The sequence below is a fragment of the Levilactobacillus tongjiangensis genome, from assembly GCF_003946345.1.
Taxonomy (GTDB): domain Bacteria; phylum Bacillota; class Bacilli; order Lactobacillales; family Lactobacillaceae; genus Levilactobacillus; species Levilactobacillus tongjiangensis.
Genome location: NZ_RHNY01000002.1, coordinates 79,352 through 97,058 on the forward strand (window position 1 = coordinate 79,352; position 17,707 = coordinate 97,058).

The 17,707-nt window shown below is 47.5% G+C and carries 16 protein-coding genes and 1 other annotated feature; of the genes, 8 read left to right on the top strand and 8 right to left on the bottom strand.

Going from position 1 to position 17,707, the window contains the following annotated elements; genetic code table 11:
• Positions 1–18: 18 nt before the first annotated feature.
• The 6 genes from EKM75_RS01390 to ezrA form a co-directional block, all read right to left on the bottom strand.
• Complete coding sequence (locus tag EKM75_RS01390; protein ID WP_125691416.1) at positions 19–1,338, bottom strand: bifunctional folylpolyglutamate synthase/dihydrofolate synthase; 1,320 nt, start codon at positions 1,336–1,338, stop codon at positions 19–21.
• 326 nt (positions 1,339–1,664) lie between these two features.
• On the bottom strand, positions 1,665–4,310 hold the full coding sequence (locus EKM75_RS01395) for a valine--tRNA ligase (RefSeq protein ID WP_125691606.1): 2,646 nt from the start codon (positions 4,308–4,310) through the stop codon (positions 1,665–1,667).
• Between the two features lie 83 nt (positions 4,311–4,393).
• Positions 4,394–4,607 (bottom strand) — a binding site (T-box leader).
• A gap of 23 nt (positions 4,608–4,630) precedes the next feature.
• On the bottom strand, positions 4,631–5,140 hold the full coding sequence (locus EKM75_RS01400) for a thiol peroxidase (RefSeq protein ID WP_125691418.1): 510 nt from the start codon (positions 5,138–5,140) through the stop codon (positions 4,631–4,633).
• A 567-nt stretch (positions 5,141–5,707) separates the two neighbouring features.
• On the bottom strand, positions 5,708–6,925 hold the full coding sequence (gene thiI, locus EKM75_RS01405; protein ID WP_125691420.1) for a tRNA uracil 4-sulfurtransferase ThiI: 1,218 nt from the start codon (positions 6,923–6,925) through the stop codon (positions 5,708–5,710).
• 20 nt (positions 6,926–6,945) lie between these two features.
• Positions 6,946–8,091 (bottom strand): cysteine desulfurase family protein, encoded by a 1,146-nt coding sequence (locus tag EKM75_RS01410; protein WP_125691422.1) that lies wholly within the window; start codon positions 8,089–8,091, stop codon positions 6,946–6,948.
• Positions 8,092–8,239: 148 nt separating this feature from the next.
• Positions 8,240–9,973 (bottom strand): septation ring formation regulator EzrA, encoded by a 1,734-nt coding sequence (gene ezrA, locus EKM75_RS01415; protein WP_125691424.1) that lies wholly within the window; start codon positions 9,971–9,973, stop codon positions 8,240–8,242.
• A 190-nt stretch (positions 9,974–10,163) separates the two neighbouring features.
• On the opposite strand from ezrA, the gene EKM75_RS01420 reads away from it, so the two are divergent.
• The 4 genes from EKM75_RS01420 to EKM75_RS01435 all read left to right on the top strand — a co-directional run bounded on the left by EKM75_RS01420 (position 10,164) and on the right by EKM75_RS01435 (position 12,634).
• On the top strand, positions 10,164–10,634 hold the full coding sequence (locus EKM75_RS01420) for a GAF domain-containing protein (RefSeq protein WP_125691426.1): 471 nt from the start codon (positions 10,164–10,166) through the stop codon (positions 10,632–10,634).
• A gap of 198 nt (positions 10,635–10,832) precedes the next feature.
• Positions 10,833–11,438 carry a 30S ribosomal protein S4 gene (gene rpsD / locus EKM75_RS01425; protein WP_125681860.1) on the top strand — a complete coding sequence of 202 codons (606 nt, stop codon included), beginning with the start codon at positions 10,833–10,835 and terminating at the stop codon, positions 11,436–11,438.
• 264 nt (positions 11,439–11,702) lie between these two features.
• Positions 11,703–12,164, top strand: a complete 462-nt coding sequence (locus tag EKM75_RS01430) for a hypothetical protein (protein WP_125691428.1) — start codon at positions 11,703–11,705, stop codon at positions 12,162–12,164.
• Positions 12,165–12,229: 65 nt separating this feature from the next.
• Positions 12,230–12,634: a hypothetical protein gene (locus tag EKM75_RS01435; protein ID WP_125691430.1), complete on the top strand. Its 405-nt coding sequence runs from the start codon at positions 12,230–12,232 to the stop codon at positions 12,632–12,634.
• A gap of 87 nt (positions 12,635–12,721) precedes the next feature.
• On the opposite strand, the gene EKM75_RS01440 is transcribed toward EKM75_RS01435, so the two are convergent.
• Complete coding sequence (locus EKM75_RS01440) at positions 12,722–13,762, bottom strand: AI-2E family transporter (RefSeq protein ID WP_125691432.1); 1,041 nt, start codon at positions 13,760–13,762, stop codon at positions 12,722–12,724.
• Positions 13,763–13,843: 81 nt separating this feature from the next.
• On the bottom strand, positions 13,844–14,443 hold the full coding sequence (locus tag EKM75_RS01445) for a DUF1054 family protein (protein WP_125691434.1): 600 nt from the start codon (positions 14,441–14,443) through the stop codon (positions 13,844–13,846).
• Between the two features lie 75 nt (positions 14,444–14,518).
• On the opposite strand from EKM75_RS01445, the gene EKM75_RS01450 reads away from it, so the two are divergent.
• The 4 genes from EKM75_RS01450 (at position 14,519) to EKM75_RS01465 (ending at position 17,617) form a co-directional block, all read left to right on the top strand.
• Entirely contained in the window at positions 14,519–14,983 is a 465-nt protein-coding gene (locus EKM75_RS01450) for a YueI family protein (RefSeq protein WP_125691436.1), read from the top strand.
• A 43-nt stretch (positions 14,984–15,026) separates the two neighbouring features.
• Positions 15,027–16,280, top strand: coding sequence for a replication-associated recombination protein A (locus tag EKM75_RS01455; RefSeq protein ID WP_125691608.1), 1,254 nt, complete (start codon positions 15,027–15,029; stop codon positions 16,278–16,280).
• A gap of 474 nt (positions 16,281–16,754) precedes the next feature.
• Positions 16,755–17,042, top strand: a complete 288-nt coding sequence (locus EKM75_RS01460; protein WP_125691438.1) for a hypothetical protein — start codon at positions 16,755–16,757, stop codon at positions 17,040–17,042.
• A gap of 95 nt (positions 17,043–17,137) precedes the next feature.
• A complete protein-coding gene (locus EKM75_RS01465; RefSeq protein WP_125681874.1) occupies positions 17,138–17,617 on the top strand; it encodes a universal stress protein in 480 nt (159 codons plus the stop codon).
• Positions 17,618–17,707: the final 90 nt, after the last annotated feature.

The following is a 17,707-nucleotide window of genomic DNA, read 5'->3' on the forward strand; positions in this document are numbered from 1 at the left end:
TCCGTAAGAAAGTCTGATTTACACGTCGGTTCCCTTAAAGTATTGCCGTACTTCTGAAATAAAGTAGAGCGAGCCAGTCAATAAGAGTAGATCTTCCGCCGACATCGTATTCAAGGCTTGTTTCAACCCCGCCGCCCAGTCTGACGCAACCGTCATCCGGTCGTGGTTGGCAACTGCATCCTCCAACTCGAGTGGCGTGGCTGCCTGCCGTTTGCCGGGTCCTTGGAACTGCGTCAAAATCAAGTGAACGTTCGGCACAGCTAGTAACGTTTGGACCATTTGTTGATACTGTTTGTCAGCTAACACGGCTAGCACAATATACACGTCATTGGTCGCAAAATGTTGCCGCAAGAGCCGGGCCATTTCGACCATCGCCGGCTCGTTATGTGCCCCATCGATGGCAATTAAGGGTTGCTCGTTCAAGCGCTCGAAGCGACCCGGCCAAGCCGTGTGTTGCAGTCCCTGTCGCACCGTGGCAGCACTCACTGGCAATTGCCGCAACGCATGGTAAGTCAAATAAGCGGTTAGCGCCGCCGCAGCGTTATCGATCTGGTACTGACCCAAGAGGTCGACCTGTAAGTGTTGCCAGCGGGTCGTGCCAAATTCATAGGCGAAACGCTCGCCCCACGTCGATTCTGGTTGATTCTGGACCGTAAAGTCCCGTCCCAAAGCCGTTACTTGAGTGTTCTGGCGTTGGGCCGTTTCATCCATTACTGCCAGAGCATCGGGCGTTAAGCGCCCACAAACCACAGGGACTTTTTCCTTGATGATTCCCGCTTTTTGGGCCGCAATCTCGGGGATGGTGTCCCCCAATATTTTCATATGGTCTAACCCAATCGTGGTGATGACCGAGATGGCTGGTGTCATAATGTTCGTGGAGTCGTAGAGCCCACCCAAGCCAACTTCAACCACAACTAAATCGACTGGATGCTGTGCAAAATAGCAAAACATCAGTGCTGTATCAATCTCAAATTCTGTGGGTCCCTGGTCCCCCAACTCCGCGTCCAGCTTAGCAACCACTGGTTCAATCTGATTGACCGTGGCCAACAGATCCGCGTCACTGATAGGAACGCCGTTCGTGCTGATTCGTTCGTTGAACCGGGTAATGAATGGCGACGTAAACGTGCCCACCGTTTGCCCGTCAGCCATGAACAGATCTCGTAAAAAGGCCACTGTGGACCCCTTGCCGTTTGTCCCAGCAACGTGAATCATTTCTAACTTATCTTGTGGGTCACCAAGCAACCGCATAAACTCACGCATCCGTGTCAACGTGGGCTTCTTCTTAAACCGATCACGACCATGAATAAACTGTAAAGCTTCGGCGTACGTCTTCACCAAATTTAAAACCTCCCGATTTGTCACTGCCTTCCAGTTTAGCAGATTTCATTTGAAAAAGAACGCCAGTTTACCAGCCAATTTATGGTCAAACTTGGCGGCTAGCTATTTTCTGCAAACACTTCCCTTACCAACCTGACCCCAGTGATGATGAGATAGTTAAGTCACCTCACTAATCATTGATTGATTACGAAAATTAGCTGAACCCGGTGACAAATTCGTTAGTTTAAGTAGACGGCCCTCACAACACAAAAAGACGATGTGGTTCCCGTCAGAGGAACCACATCGTCATCAAGCCTACTCATCGACAAAACCCGATTCAAGGCGGTTTAAAGCTGTGCTTTAATGTCAGCTAAACGTTGTTGCGTTGCGGCTAACTTCTTTTCGTTATCAGCTTGCTTTTCACGTTCAGCGTTCACCACGTCTTCTGGCGCGTTGGCCACAAAGCGTTCGTTACCTAACTTCTTAGTCGCCCGATCCACTTCAGCCGTGAACTTGGCAACTTCTTTATCCAGCCGAGCAGCTTCATCGTTTAAATCAACCAATTCAGCTAACGGTACGGAAACTTCAGCGTCGGTGATCACGGAGGTCATCGACAGTTTTGGTGCAACCAGATCAGCACCAATCGCAAAGTCCTTAGGGTGAACGAACCGGTCAATATAATCACGGTTATTCTCAAAGACACTTTGCAGTTGGGCATTTTGCGTCTTGATCTGCAGGTCAATTGGTGTAGACATTGGCGCGTTGGCTTCTGCCCGAATGTTACGCACAGCCTTGATCAGGTCGATCAAGCTGGTCATGTCAGCTTCTGCCGTTGGATTGTCAAATTCTGGATGGTCGACTGGGTAAGCCGCCGTTACCAGAGAATGGCCTTTGTGTGGCATTGCTTGCCAAATGGCTTCAGTCACGAATGGCATGATTGGTTGTAACAGACGCAGAGTCTGATCCAGCACGTAAGCCAACAGGTCCTGCTTAGGCCCCTTTGCGGCTTCGTCATCACCGGTCAGAACTTCCTTACTCATTTCGATATACCAGTCACAGAAGTCGTTCCAGATGAAGTTGTAGAGGGCCCGGCCAGCTTCACCGAATTCGAACTTGTCGAACATTCCGGTGACGTGCTTAACGGTGTCGTTCAACCGACTCAAAATCCATTTGTCAGTTAAGTCCCATTGACTAGCATCAGGGACCACCGGCTTCGTATTGTCACCTAAGTTCATGATGACGTAACGGCTGGCGTTCCAAATCTTGTTGATGAAGTTCCAGGAAGCATCCATCTTCTTGTAACTGAACCGAACATCTTGGCCCGCGGTCGACCCAGTAGACAGGAACCACCGTAAGGCATCGGCCCCGTACTTGTCGATAACGTCCATTGGGTCGATTCCGTTACCCAGGGACTTGCTCATCTTGCGACCCTCTTCATCCCGAATCAAGCCGTGTAACAAGACGTGTTTGAACGGTTTTTTACCCGTAAATTCAAGACTTTGGAAGATCATCCGGGAAACCCAGAAGAAGATGATATCGTAACCAGTAACCAACGTGTCCGTTGGGAAGTAGCGCTTAAAGTCTGCACTATTTTCATCTGGCCAACCCATCGTGGAAAATGGCCACAAGGCACTAGAGAACCAGGTATCCAAAACATCGGGATCTTGTTCCCAATTTTCGGGATCCTTAGGTGCCTGTTCGTCAACGTAGACTTCACCCGTCTTCTTGTTGTACCAAGCTGGAATCCGGTGACCCCACCAGAGTTGCCGTGAGATAACCCAATCATGGACGTTTTCCATCCACTGCGTAAAGGTATGTTCGAACCGTTCTGGGACGAAGTCGACGGCATTGTCGCCTTCTTGGTTCTTGATGGCGGCTTCAGCCAATGGCTTCATCTTCACGAACCATTGGGTGGAGAGCCGAGCTTCGACCTGAACACCCGTCCGTTCTGAGTGCCCAACGGAATGGACGATTGGGTCAACTTTGATTAAGACACCCTCTGCGTCCAAATCAGCAACCATGGCCTTCCGCGCTTCAAACCGGTCCATGCCTTCATACTTGCCGGCACGGGCGTTCATCGTTGCGTCTTCGTTCATGGTGTTGATTCGTTCCAAGTTGTGCCGATTTCCAACTAAGAAGTCATTAGGGTCATGGGCTGGCGTAATTTTAACCATCCCAGTTCCGAAGTCAATATCAACGTATTGGTCAGCAATGATTGGAATATTCCGATGAGCCAGTGGTAAGACAACTTCCTTGCCCACCAGTTCTTTGTACCGGTCATCATCGGGGTTCACGGCAACCGCCGTATCACCCATCATCGTTTCGGGACGCGTCGTCGCAATTTCGATGTAGTGTTTACCGTTAAAGGTGAAGTCAGGATCAGCAAATGGGTACTTCACGTGATAGAACGCACCCTTGTCATCCTTGTGAATAACTTCAATGTCAGATAACGCAGTTCGTGCTTGGGGATCCCAGTTAATGATGTATTCCCCACGGTAGATCAAGCCTTTCTTGTAGAGGCTCACAAAGACCTTCTTAACAGCATCTGAAAGACCATCGTCTAACGTAAACCGTTCACGAGAGTAGTCCATGGAAAGACCCATCTTGGCCCATTGCTTGTGAATGGTAGCGGCGTATTCGTCCTTCCACTCCCAAACCTTATCCACAAATTTCTCCCGACCTAAGTCGTACCGCGTAATACCTTGTTCGCGCAACCGGGCTTCCACCTTGGCTTGCGTGGCGATACCAGCATGGTCCATCCCTGGAATCCAGAGCGTGTCAAAGCCCTGCATCCGCTTCTGCCGGATGATCATATCTTGTAAAGTTGTGTCCCAAGCGTGCCCCAAATGGAGTTTCCCAGTCACGTTAGGTGGTGGGAGAACGATTGAGTAAGGTTTTGCCTTCTTGTCGCCGCTAGGCTTGAAGACGTCTTCGTCTAACCAAGACTGGTAACGGCCGGCTTCAACGGCTGTTGGGTCGTACTTGGTTGGCATGTCGATTTGCTTGTCTGCCAATGAAATCAATTCCTTTCTGATTTGACGTTAGTGGATGGACACAAAAAAATCTCCGTCCTAAAAATTAGGACGAAGATTCTTCGCGGTACCACCTAAATTGGGCGTTCATGCCCCACTTAACATCGTTGTTAACGGAGAGTGCTCCGGAACGGACCTACTTCATTTCAGTCCGTCAGCTCGCAAGCTACGTTCACGTGAACCAAGCCGACCGGTTTTCAGCATCCCCGGCTCTCTAGACAACTTCGTTCTCGCTACTGACTTGTTCTTAGCTATTCTTAGATAGTCTACTCAACTTTTCCCTAAACGTCAACTCGGGGAACTAATTTTTCGAGGGCCTCGATAGCTTCCAGGTAGTCTGGTTCGTCACTTTGTTCAGTGACCACTTGCCGGTAAACGATCTTACCCGTGTCATCAATGATCCAGATGGACCGTGCTAAGTTTCCCAGGTTAGGAACGTACAGGCCCATTTCGTAACCGAATGATAACTCTTCGTCGGATAACAGGTCGACGTTTTCCACACCCTGAGCAGCACACCAGCCGGTTTGTTCTGCGATTGAATTGTTAGAAATCGTACAGAACCGTGCTGCTGGATAATGGTCCGCCTGCTGGGTAAACTTCCGCGTTTGTAGCGTGCAAACTGGCGTGTCGAGGTCGGGAACAACGCTGATCAAAGTAACTTTACCAATCAAGTTGGCCGTTTTTACTTTCGTGTTTTCCTGATCAAATACTTTAAATTTAGGTAACTGATTCCCCACTTCTGGTAACGTGCCAGAGAGAGAAAATGTATCGCCGAGTCGTGTAACTTCCACGCAGATCAACCCCTTCAAGTTGTTTATCGGCCCTATGCCGATTGATTGGTTCAATTATCACGCAACATAGGGGGTCCTGACAAGCGTTTTGATATAAAATCACGAAAAACTCAAGTTAAAGACAAATTGGTTGTGCTCCGGTGGCCAGGGATTCCGCCTGCCGCGGGGACGCTTCAGCCAAAGAGCGGGCTTCTCGCTCGCTTTGAAGCCGCGAAAATTCACGCGTCTTCAAAGTCGCCCGTGCTGTACGCTGGAAAATCACCAGCCAACACCACCTTCACGACGGGCTACATCCCTGGCCTCCTCCGACTCTGATTGCGTTTTTATCATGACAACCACTGATGCTCCAATATGCCACTCTGTACAAGCCAACCAGTAATAGATTTTGTGTAGATCATAAAGTTAACTACATAAGCTGGCGGCCACTAAGGTGAAAACACACTAGGTTGCCTAATTTAGCTGCTACCATGGTTGGTACAACAAACCTAACTGGTGTTTAAAGTCCCAGTTTTCAGACAAAAAAGCGGCTGAGATTTACTCTCAACCGCCTGGCGTCACACGTTCATATTAAAGTAATTCTGCAAAGACGTCTTCGTCTTGATTCAGGTAGTTATCCCCTGGTCGAATCTCCGTAACGGTGATGCCATCGAGTGCTTCCTTCATCAAGCCTTCTACGTCAATAAAACTTTCAAACCGCCGTGACTTTTCCAAGTCAGGGTGAGTCTTAGGTGCCGGCGGCGTGAAGATGGTACAGCAATCTTCATATGGCAGGATAGAAAGATCGTAGGTGTCGATGTCTTTGGCAACCTTGATAATTTCCGTCTTATCCATTGACAGCAGTGGCCGCAAAATTGGCATCGAGGTCACATCGTTAATGGCCGCCATACTTTCCAAGGTTTGGGAGGCAACTTGTCCCAGAGATTCTCCGTTGAAAATCCCCTTAGCATGCCGCTTCTCAGCAATTGCTGCTGTCAACCGGAGCATTAAACGCCGCTGAACCGTCATCAGGTAGCCTTCAGGAACTTGTTCCTTGATAGTTTCTTGAATCTTGGTGAACGGTACCTGGATGAATTGAATGCCACCAGAGTACCCAGCTAACCGTGCCGTCAGCTCCTTGGCCTTAGCCAAGGCTTGCTCCGACGTGTAAGGTGGACTGAAGAAGTGAACCATGTCGATTTTGACCCCACGACGCAATGCGTAGTAGGAAGCCACTGGAGAGTCGATTCCACCAGACAACATCATCACAGCCTTGCCACCGGTCCCAACGGGCAGTCCGCCGGCTCCATGGATCGTTTGGCCGGAAAGAAAGACCCCGTTTACTCGGACTTCAACTCGGAGTTCCAAGTCAGGGTGCTTCATCTTGACCACTAAGTCAGGAAAGGCATCCAGAAGCGTATCACCCAAAAGTTCATTCAGCTGGTACGTATCGTAAGGGAATTCCTTGTCCTGTCGCCGTGTATTGATCTTAAAAGTCATTCCCGGCTGATAGTTTTCTTTCAGCATGGCAATGGCTGCAGCCTTGACGGCCGTAATATCCTTCTCGACCTTCACAGAAGGGGAAAAGTTTTCAATCCCAAAGACCCCTTTTAACCGGGCCATAACGGCTGTCGAATCCGCACCGTTCAGGGTAACGTGTAACCGGTCATGTTGTGCACTGATATCTAAGTCGTCAAACTTACTCAGAGCTTTGCGAACGTTGTGGCCAAGTTGCTTGATGAAGTCTTTCTTGTTCTTTCCCTTCGTCGACAACTCGCCGTAACGAACCATAATCTCGCTGTATTCCATGGCGCGACCCCTTTCGTTAATTAGCTTAATTTTTCAAATTGCGTGTAGAGTTCATCAAAGACTTGATTGAACTTTTCAGCTTCGGCCATCGTGTTATGCTCGTCCAAAGAAATCCGGATGGCACTCGTAGCGATGCCGTCGTCAATCTTCATAGCTTTCAACGTACTGGATTCCATGTGCTTCTTGGACGAGCAAGCACTCGTTGTAGAAATGTAGATTTCATGTTGTTCAAAGGCGTGCACGATAGTTTCTCCTCGAACCCCCGCTATGGCAAAACACAGAATGTGCGGTGCAAATAGTGGCGACTCCTTTGAAAAAATTGTCACCTTGGGAAACTTTTCGACGTGATGGAGAATGGCTAAACGAATCTCGCGTTGGCGCTTGACCTTTTCATCCTCATCGTCCAGCAATAACCGTAACGCCTTGGCCATCGCCACGATTGCGGGGAGGTTTTCAGTGCCGGAACGTAAATCCCGTTCCTGACCCCCACCAGTCATGAGTGGCGCAATCTTCCGACCCTGACGCTTGTACATGAATCCAATCCCGCGTGGCGCGTGGAATTTATGACCAGAGAAGGTCACAAAGTCCACCCGGTCGTTGAAGATATGGTCCATCAGCCCCTTACCAATACCTTGAACGGCATCGATATGCCAATGAATCCGAGGAAAGTCGCGCATCACAGCGGCAATTTCATCCAGTGGTTGAATGGCCCCAATTTCATTGTTCACGGCCATTGTGGATACCAGGATCGTTGATGGGCGAATGGCAGCCCGCAAGTCTTCGGCGGACACGCGGCCATTCTCATCAACTGGCAAATAAGTCACATCAAAGCCCAGCGTTTCCAGCTGTGCCATGGTGTTGTAAACGGCAGGATGTTCAACCTCAGTCGTAATCAAATGGTTACCAAATTCGCGTTTAGCGATGGCCGTCCCCTTGATGACCCAGTTATCACCCTCGGTGCCACCACTAGTGAATAGAATTTCACTCAGCTTGGCACCGACGAGGTCAGCAATCTGTTGTCGCGACTGTTCAAGCAGATTGAAGGCCTGTTCACCAACGTTGTGCAGGCTTGATGGGTTACCCCAGAACCGCTCACTGACCTTGGCGTAAGTATCAACAACTTCGGGCGCTGCCTTGGTCGTTGCACTGTTATCAAAATAAATCATACTGAACCCTCTTATCTTTTTCTATTGGTTCGACTCCGATAGAAATTCTTTTTCATTATAAACACAAATGCAACCAACCACAAGCTTTTCACGCCGAGCAAATAAATGAAAAGGCTTACCCCCGTTTCCGTTTGGGTAAGCCTTTTGGCTATTCTTCTTCAGTTCGTCGCTTAGGTTTAGCCGTCCCTTTACGGGCATAGTAGGCATCTTCTAAACGCTTGTAAGAACCAGGTTCCACTTCATCAAGCACTGTCGCAATTGTTTCCAACGCCTGTGCGTACTGGAAGTCATGTTCAAACAATTGGGCTGCTTTTTCACTCGCTTCAGCCACATTGTCGTGACTAGTCTGATAACGGTTAGCGTACTGTAACAACTGTTCAGCTAATTGCGAGCTGTCGATTAGATCCTCTGTTTTTTCCCGCAGAGTATCTAAATCAGTTTGAATGATCAATAGTTGCTTGGTAATCCGTTCCATATTGATCTGCGGTTGATCCATGTCAGTCGCTAATTGGGCCACTTCGTCCCGTACCACGAAGAAGTAGTCTAAGTACTCCTGGGGAATCCCGGGCAGATTCAAGTTTTCAACCTGACGGCGTAAACTATGTAGATCAAAATCAAATTGTTGCAAAGTGTCTCTGGCCTGCCGCTCTTCATCAGCCAACCCAGCCACACTCTTTAAAATGTCAGCCTGTTGTTCTTCGATCTGCTGTAGATCTTTTTCCTGTTGCTGCTGGTGTTCCAAAATAACGGAATATGTCGCCGTTTGACCGGTCAGGTCCTGCACATCCCGTTGATACGTGCCATCAATGTTCCGTAACTGCTCGTTGAGCTCACGGGCTGTTTCCAGTTCTTGGTGATCCAACGTATAGTTCTGACTCAATCGGTCCAACTCATTCAACAAGGCGTGGCTCTGATTCTGCGCGTGCCCAATAAACTTGGCCACGTTATCCAGATTTTTTTCGACCGGTGTCTTGGCATCGATTTCCGTTTGCATCAGATCATAAATTTGATCAATTTGTTTAGCAATGCGATCATTTACGACCTTGGCATCGTCAGGCCGTAAATCACCCAACGTTTCCAAGTTTTCGGTTACGTGGTTGTTAATGTCCGTCACCATTTGCGGGATATCTTGCTCACCAAAGTGGAAATGCTGACTGGTCAGTTGGTCGTAACCTGATTTTAATTCTTTCAGCTGATCCGGATAAACAACCGTTAAATCCTTATACAGTGGTGGGATGGCTTTAATTAAACCTTCCAGCTCATCGGTATCCGTATCTAGTTGACTCAGGACATCAGCTGCTCGCTCGTGGTCCCCTTCTTGCGTCAAACGGGTAAACGTATCAAAATTATCTTCCAATTGACTGAGGCGTTCTTCCAAGCCGTCAATGCTGGGGCCAAACGCAAAGTTCTTAGCCAACAACGTCTTCCGCAACCCCTGGTACTTTTGTTCCAAGTCATGAACGGCTTGTCGGTGTTGCTTATCCACTTCTTGTAAGCCGGCCAATTTGGCTTGAACCGATTGCACGAGTTCGTCAGTTTGGCTAACCAACAGGGTGACCTTGTTCAGATCCTGTCGAAGTTGTACCAAATTGATTCCCCGTGAATCAGCAGTCAACTTGGTAAGTGCTTCATCGATACGCGTAAACCGGTTCTCGGTGATGTCAGTGAAGTCATCTTCAAGTTGTTGATACTGTTCCAGGGACTGGCCAGTGAGGCTTAATTGCCCAACCAGTTCCAGCTCATCCGTTAAGGGAATAGCCACCATGGTTTCTTTTTTTGCGGTTAACGTCGCGACCTGCCGCCGTACCCGTTGCTGGTAGGCTAGCACACCCACGTAGGCAACGATGGCAAGTATGACGATTCCGATTAACACACCTATCATATTGACCCCATCCTTCATCCACATTTCAACGTTTCATTCATGGGTTGCAAAACAGCCCAGTTAATTTTACAATTTAATCTAATTTCGATTATAGCATAAGTAACACTTGGGCTTCACTAGGTTTTCGTGATTCTCTGGCTGTTTTTACGATAATCGAATAATTTATGTACTAAACTTTGGAGGCCTTTCTATGAGTGACCCAATTAACCCCATAATTACGGAACAACTCGATGCATTGCTATATGAAGAGAAGAACTTAGTGGCAAACTTGTCCAACGCCTCTGCCCTATTGATGCAAACACTTACTGACGTCAACTGGACTGGTTTTTACCTATATCAACCAGAAACCGACGATCTCATCTTGGGACCCTTCCAGGGAAACGTTGCCTGTGTTCACATTGAAAATAATCGTGGTGTCTGCGGTACCGCACTAGCGACGCAAACAACACAACGGGTTGCCGACGTTCATCAGTTTAAGGGCCACATTGCCTGTGACTCCGCCAGCAACGCCGAAGTCGTCGTGCCACTAACCTTAGCTGATGGTACCAAGCTGGGGGTCATGGACATTGACTCCCCCACCAAGGACCGGTTTAGTGTCGTAGACCAAGCCGTTCTCGAAGAGTTTGCCCAGGTTCTGTTGAAACACGTTGACAAGGACTAGGGTTTCTGGTTATACTGGTCGTTGTGTAAAATAATGCAGCGATAAGTGGTAAGCTCGTCAACAGATTGTTGCCGTTCGATTGGTTCAGGAAGTAACCTGCGGCTGCATACGGTGAAACCTGCAAAGCAACCTGCACGAATACTAAACTTATATACAGCTTATTTTACTCCAAATAATATTTTATTGGAGGAACTATCTATGTCTCGTTACACTGGCCCAAGCTGGCGTATTTCCCGTCGTTTAGGGGTATCCCTTTCCGGCACTGGTAAAGAATTAAACCGTCGTCCTTACGCACCTGGTGATCATGGTCAAGGTCGTCGTCAAAAGTTATCTGAATACGGTACGCAATTGCGTGAAAAGCAAAAGCTCCGGTTCACTTACGGTATGACTGAACGTCAATTCTACAACTTGTTCAAGCGTGCCGGCAAGATCTCTGAAGGTACCCATGGTACGAACTTCATGATCTTACTTGAACGTCGTCTGGACAACATGGTTTACCGTTTGGGTTTGGCAACGACTCGTCGTCAAGCTCGTCAATTGGTTAACCATGGTCACATCACTGTTGATGGCAAGCGCGTTGACATCCCTTCATACGAAGTCGAAGTTGGCCAAGTCATCTCCGTACGTGAAAAGTCCAAGGACATGGCTATCATCAAGGGCGCTGTTGAAGCCGTTGTTGGTCGTCCACAATACGTCGAATTCGACGCTGACAAGCTGGAAGGTTCCCTTACCCGCTTCCCTCAACGTGAAGAACTCGATGCAGAACTCGACGATTCTCTTATCGTTGAATACTACAACCGTTAAGATTTCGATTTTAATTGGTTTGAAAAGATCCTCGCCACTTGGCGGGGATTTTTTGTTGGTTAACCATTTGGACGACACTTCTTATTTCTGCAATAAGTTCGCCATTTATTTGCAGCCTGCAAAACAATCACCATAGCTTCTGAATCTAACCTCCCCTTAAAAAGAGAATCCAGAAACAATTTTGCAGTTGCACAATCAATCAGGATAACCTATTATTATTTTTAGCATGATTAAGGTTATTAATACATAAGGAGGACCATTACTATGCGTCTCAAAAAGTTTAAACTGTTTTTTCTCATTGGGATTGGCTTATCATTCTCTGGAGTCTTTCTCCAAACTAATGCACAAGCGGCCACTTGGCACAAAGGTGTCCCGTCATTTTTAAAACACAGCTTTTATCGAACAAAGCTTGAACCAAAGTATCATATAATTGACGGCAAGAAATACAAAACCATGAGTCGTCTGTACGAAGGAATTCATACATACAAAACAACCATTAAATTCAGTGGTCACCAATACAGTATGAAGCTCTCGAATTGTAAGTACACTAAGAAGGGCACGCACTTTATTATCAGAGGAAAGTTTGATAAGAACGCTGAAGGTTACCCATCGCTTAAGGTCATCAAACATAGTAAGAAAAAACTGACTGTCAGTTCAGGCACATTGTATAAGCACCCCTCTAGAATTTACTACAACGAAGCAGATAAAATGACGAAAATTAAATAACTATAAATGAGATTCACGCTCTCCAAACTATATACTTTTCATGTTTCAAGAAAGAAGTTCTAGTAATGCTCAAACGAACCCTAATGGTTTTCGTCGCCGTGCTAACCTTTGGCGGTATTTTCACCGCTACCACAACGACGCCCGTAGATGCTCATGCATCCGTTCACTATATCAAATGGCATTGCAAAAAATACAAATCAAAATATACAATCAAACAGATGCGTAAGAAGTATCATTTAAAATATAAAAAATCCAAATTTTATGGCTATACGACCAAAGATAATTACTTTTATGGTATTACGACCAAAGGCGCCTACCAACACCGTTCAACCGACGTCGATGCCTTCCCTACCATTCATCACAAGGGCACCTATGCTATGTTCAGATCAAAAACATTTGATGGCGGCAACGCCTACGGTTTAGACTACGTTAATTTAAAGACTGGCAAGCACTATCACGATCAAGCCTAAATTAAGGTCTTACTCATCCGCTTTTCAATTAACCGATTAAAAAATCCCCGCCAATTGGCAGGGATTTTTATTTGTTAATCCTGAAAATTACGCATCCTTCGACTCCGCCGCCACGTGCTTAGGCTTCAGCTGAACATCGAACACGTCCAGTAAGAAAGCGACCAGTGGGACACCGACCAGCAGGCCCCAAGCACCAAAAATCTGTTCGCTCACAATTAACGTAATGAACGTCACGAAGATCGGTAAATTGGTGGCATTGGCCATCAACCGTGGGTGCAGGAAGTAGGATTCAAACATGTGAATCAACACGATGATAATTAGAACCGCAATCACCCGGATAAGGCCACCCGTGACAAAAGCCACGATGCTTAACGGAATCAGTGAAATCAAGACTCCCGCTACCGGAATCAATCCTAAGAAGAAGACCATAATCCCTAAAATTAGAAGACTAGGCATACCAATGAGCCATAAGCCTAAGACCATCAGGATTGTATTGATTGTACAAATTAAGAGTTGCGTCTCGATAACCGTGCCAAAGATTTGAACAAATTTCATAATCAATTGGCCCATAGGCACGAACAATCCGGCAAAACGACTCTTGGTGAAGGCGTGGGCAAACACCTGCAACTGCCCCTTCGTTAAATTAAAGATAAATCCAAAGAAGAAGGCCAACAAAATCGTTTCAACCCCCGAACTAAACCGTGAGATTTGACCCAGCCCACTGGTAAACAAGGTCTTACCGTTACTGATGACAGAGGCATTCTGGGAAAGATTCTTCACCATTTTTGTAAACATCGTCTGTAACTGCGGATACGTCACAATTATTTTATCAATGGTATGCGGTAAGTGAGCCGCCTCCGACACCAACGGTGGAATAATCTGCGAGAACGCCGCCACCAAGACTACTAAAAATAACAGATAAACCAGTAGCGTCGCCCACAAGTGATGCAGGTGCAGGCGTCCCTCAATTCTAGTAATCGCGGCATTCCCCAGATAAATAAAAATGATGGTGAACAATGCCAGCGACAGAAATGCCCGGGCTTCCCAGGCAATTAAAATTAACAATACCAAAGCTATGTAAAACGCGGTCAATGGGTTGCGCCACAACCGTTTCATCAATTCAAACACACAAACTCCCCCTCAAATTTTCTAAGCCATGATTTCCATCAAGGATTAGTTTGTCTCAGACTTACGCATATCGGCGACGACTCACACCCGAATCAATTGATCATACACTGGCAGCAAAGCCTGCACGGTCGCTCGAATCACGCGCGCTTGTTCCGCCGGTGACCCCGTGAAGAAGTCACTCCCGCGCAGAAAGTTCCGACCAACCTGCCACTCTGCATGGCGGTTGGCTTGAGTCGCCATCAACGCTTGATAGGTCTCCCGATTCAACGGCACCCCACTATTCTTGTCCGTGTGATCACCACCACACGCAAAACCAGCTGGCAGTTGTAAAACGAGATCTTCTTTGAGGCCACTCAACAGTGCCTGCCGATTCTTGGCCTCTTGCAACACCGCCAACCAGATAAAGAAACGGTCATCCCAGAACCCAATTTCAATGTGTGGTAGCATCTTATACCCCCGTTTAGAGGTACTAAAAGCCACCCACGTGTCAGTTGGTGGATTCTTGGTTCGCCGACGGTGCTGTGAAACGTGATCATAGATGGGCACCGCCAATTGCGCAAATGTTTCCTGCAGATCCGCCACTGTTTCTAGAAACTTAGGATCAATCTGAGCTTGAATCTTCCCCAACCGTCCTGGTAACGTCGGGTCGTCAAAAACGTGAAAATCTTGATCCAGATACATGACAAGGCCTCCTTGCTAAACGTGACTCTGATTCCATGTTATACTGGTAAGACTAATTTGAAAAGAGGGAACTGTATGGCTGAAAAGAGTCAAATGGAACAACATTTACAAAATTCCGTCTACGGCACACCGAAAATCAATCCCGATGAGCAACGCCACTACCTCGGAACTTTCCGGGAACGCGTCTCGCTGGCGATGACCATTTCCGAGGTGACTGACCGAAAAAATTTGGACGCCTTCATCACTGAGATTTCCGCTCACCCAGACTTTCAAGTCATCTTAAACGGCCACATTGACCAGACTGATCTAGGACCTTACATGAAACTGGCAAGCCAACATAACTTGAAATTTACCATCAAGCAAGACGAAATCTACGGTGTCAATGACACTGATTTGGGATTAGTCGTTGCCAGTGACCACGCCATCAACGAAAATCCCATTTTACTGGCCAAGAAGTATCCCGCTAATCGGGACCTGACCACTACGAACGCTAAAACACCGGCCAAGACCTCCTGGCTCGATAAATTATTACATCACTGAGAAAGGAGTCCCATTTGTGGCTCAACACCCATTAGCCTACCGCATGCGACCTCGGAAACTAGAAGAGGTCGTCGGCCAACAAGCATTGGTCGGTCCGGGTAAAATCATTGCTCGGATGGTTGCGGCTAAATTACTATCATCCATGATTCTCTACGGACCGCCTGGCACTGGTAAAACCAGTATTGCCAGCGCCATCGCCGGCTCAACTAAATACGCCTTTCGCAAGCTGAATGCCGCCACGGACACTAAGAAAGACCTCCAGGTCGTCGCGGAAGAAGCTAAGATGAGTGGCACCGTGATTCTCTTATTAGATGAAATTCATCGCCTAGACAAGACCAAGCAAGACTTTCTACTCCCCCACCTGGAGAGTGGCCGGATTATCCTAATCGGCGCCACGACGGAAAATCCCTACATCAACATTAATCCTGCCATTCGGAGCCGAACCCAGATTTTCGAGGTGCACCCTTTGTCACTAGCTGACATTCAAACTGCTCTCCAACGGGCTATTGACGATGAGGAACGGGGGCTGGGTAAATTACCCCTCGTGGTGGACAAAGACGCACTGGCCTTTATGGCTGGAGCCACCAATGGCGACCTGCGTAGTGCCTTGAACGGCCTGGAATTAGCCGCCCAATCCACCCCACCTGATGCGGAATCTGGTAAGATTCACGTGTCCCTCGCGGTGGCTGAAGCCTGCTTCCAACGCAAAGCTCTGGTCGGCGATAAGAACGGGGACGCCCACTACGATGTTATTTCGGCGTTTCAAAAATCCATTCGAGGGAGCGACACTGACGCCGCCCTCCACTACCTGGCCCAACTGGTCGCGGCCGGTGACCTGCCGGCCATCTGCCGCCGATTGATGGTCATTGCCTATGAAGATATTGGCCTGGCCAATTTACCGGCAGCGGCTCGAACAGTCCAAGCAGTCCAAGCAGCACAACAACTAGGGTTACCTGAAGGCCGGATTCCCCTGGCCGATGCCGTAATTGAATTATGCCTCTCACCGAAATCCAACTCTGGAATCGCGGCGGTCGACGCCGCTTTAGCTGACGTTTTAAACGGCCACAACGGTGCCGTTCCAGCTCACCTAAAGGATGCCCACTATAGTGGCGCCAAAAAGCTGGGCCATGGCAACAACTATCAATTCCCCCATGATTTCCCCGGGGACTGGGTCAAGCAACAATATCTCCCAGATACCTTGAAGCACGCTGAGTACTACCATCCGAAAACCAACGGCCGGTTTGAAAGTCAATTGGCTGAACAGTATCGTAAGCTTCGTTCTGCTAATCAAAATTGATAAATTGATATTTAATCTTTTGTATGCTAATATACAAGTAGTTCTAAGGTGTACGCGTTGTCTCACTACAAGTTGCCGAACAAGTAATTCTTAAACGGGATCGCAAGATGCTTGAGAACATGACATGCCTTTTCACTTGGAAGTCAGACGCTCTTGCTAGCTTTCCCCCCTGCATTGTCATCGCGGGTCAACATGACTGGACAATTAACGGCACCACTTAGATCAACCAAAGCTTTGCTTTGAGGGCCATTCCATTGAATGGTCCTTTTCTTTTTAAGCAAATTACGTAAAATTCCGACCACTGTTTATGAATTCATACTTCTTCGCCCCAAGCCCCCAAAATTCATGTATACTTAAACCTACTTACGTGATTGATTGGGTAGCTTCCCTACTGAGTGACGCGAAGTCTACGACCAATTTTTCCACATTATCCCAACTTTATCTAACGCAAAATATTTAAGGAGGATCCATCTCTTGGCTATTACGATTTTAATGGTTTGTTACACCCTCTTGGCCTTTGGTATCGGCTGGTACCTGTTCAGCCACCGTTCAAGGCCCTTCCTCGTCTTCCATCCAGAAACGACGCCCGCTCTCAGTCGAGTTGTCACAGCTGCCGGACTTATTTTGATGCTTTTAGGGGTCGTGGCAGGCGCCGCTACCATCATCAATAACAGTATCTTCTTAGCCAGCACCCTATTAGTAGGTGTTGTCATTATTATTGTCCTGCAACTAATCTTGTTACATTGGTTTCCCAAGGGGTAACCGTTTACAAATTTGTCACCTTTTTTGTCATTTCGCTGTTTTTTTCATGATAAATAACGTATGATAAGAGTATAAAGTAATGAGAGGTGAACAATATGTTACAACAATACAAGCACATTTTAGTTCCAGTTGACGGTTCTTACGAAGCAGAATTAGCCTTCAAGAAAGCGGTCGCTGTTGCTAAGCGTAACGATGCTGATTTACATCTCGTTCACGTTGTTGATACGCGGGCCTTCCAAAACATTTCTAGCTTCGATACCAGCATGGTTGAACAAGTCACAGAAACTGCTAAGAAGACGCTCGACAAGTACGTGGCTGATGCTAAGGCTGATGGCTTAAAGAGCATTGACTACGCTATCGAATATGGGGCTCCTAAGACCATTATCGCTCGCGATGTTCCACGGGATAACGACACTGACCTGATTATGATTGGTGCAACTGGTTTAAATGCCGTTGAACGGCTCCTGATTGGCTCCGTGACCGAATACGTTACTCGGACCGCTGTCTGCGACGTTATCGTTGTTCGGACTGACTTGGACAACCAACCCGCTAAGGTTTCTCGTCCGGAAGCCTAAGTTAATTTTGATAAACCCAACACCGTTGCTTTAGCAACGGTGTTTTTTTGTCTGTAGAGAGTGAGAAAAAGGCAGTTAGTCAATCAGCAT

What these genes read in the sequence shown, in the direction of transcription:
- EKM75_RS01465 (WP_125681874.1), top strand. Translation starts at nt 17,138, where the DNA reads ATGTTACAACAATACAAGCACATTTTAGTTCCAGTTGACGGTTCTTAC.
- EKM75_RS01420 (WP_125691426.1), top strand. Translation starts at nt 10,164, where the DNA reads ATGAGTGACCCAATTAACCCCATAATTACGGAACAACTCGATGCATTG.
- EKM75_RS01455 (WP_125691608.1), top strand. Translation starts at nt 15,027, where the DNA reads ATGCGACCTCGGAAACTAGAAGAGGTCGTCGGCCAACAAGCATTGGTC.
- EKM75_RS01435 (WP_125691430.1), top strand. Translation starts at nt 12,230, where the DNA reads ATGCTCAAACGAACCCTAATGGTTTTCGTCGCCGTGCTAACCTTTGGC.
- EKM75_RS01395 (WP_125691606.1), bottom strand. Translation starts at nt 4,310, where the DNA reads ATGCCAACCAAGTACGACCCAACAGCCGTTGAAGCCGGCCGTTACCAG.
- rpsD (WP_125681860.1), top strand. Translation starts at nt 10,833, where the DNA reads ATGTCTCGTTACACTGGCCCAAGCTGGCGTATTTCCCGTCGTTTAGGG.
- thiI (WP_125691420.1), bottom strand. Translation starts at nt 6,925, where the DNA reads ATGGAATACAGCGAGATTATGGTTCGTTACGGCGAGTTGTCGACGAAG.
- EKM75_RS01430 (WP_125691428.1), top strand. Translation starts at nt 11,703, where the DNA reads ATGCGTCTCAAAAAGTTTAAACTGTTTTTTCTCATTGGGATTGGCTTA.
- ezrA (WP_125691424.1), bottom strand. Translation starts at nt 9,973, where the DNA reads ATGATAGGTGTGTTAATCGGAATCGTCATACTTGCCATCGTTGCCTAC.
- EKM75_RS01445 (WP_125691434.1), bottom strand. Translation starts at nt 14,443, where the DNA reads ATGTATCTGGATCAAGATTTTCACGTTTTTGACGACCCGACGTTACCA.
- EKM75_RS01410 (WP_125691422.1), bottom strand. Translation starts at nt 8,091, where the DNA reads ATGATTTATTTTGATAACAGTGCAACGACCAAGGCAGCGCCCGAAGTT.
- EKM75_RS01450 (WP_125691436.1), top strand. Translation starts at nt 14,519, where the DNA reads ATGGCTGAAAAGAGTCAAATGGAACAACATTTACAAAATTCCGTCTAC.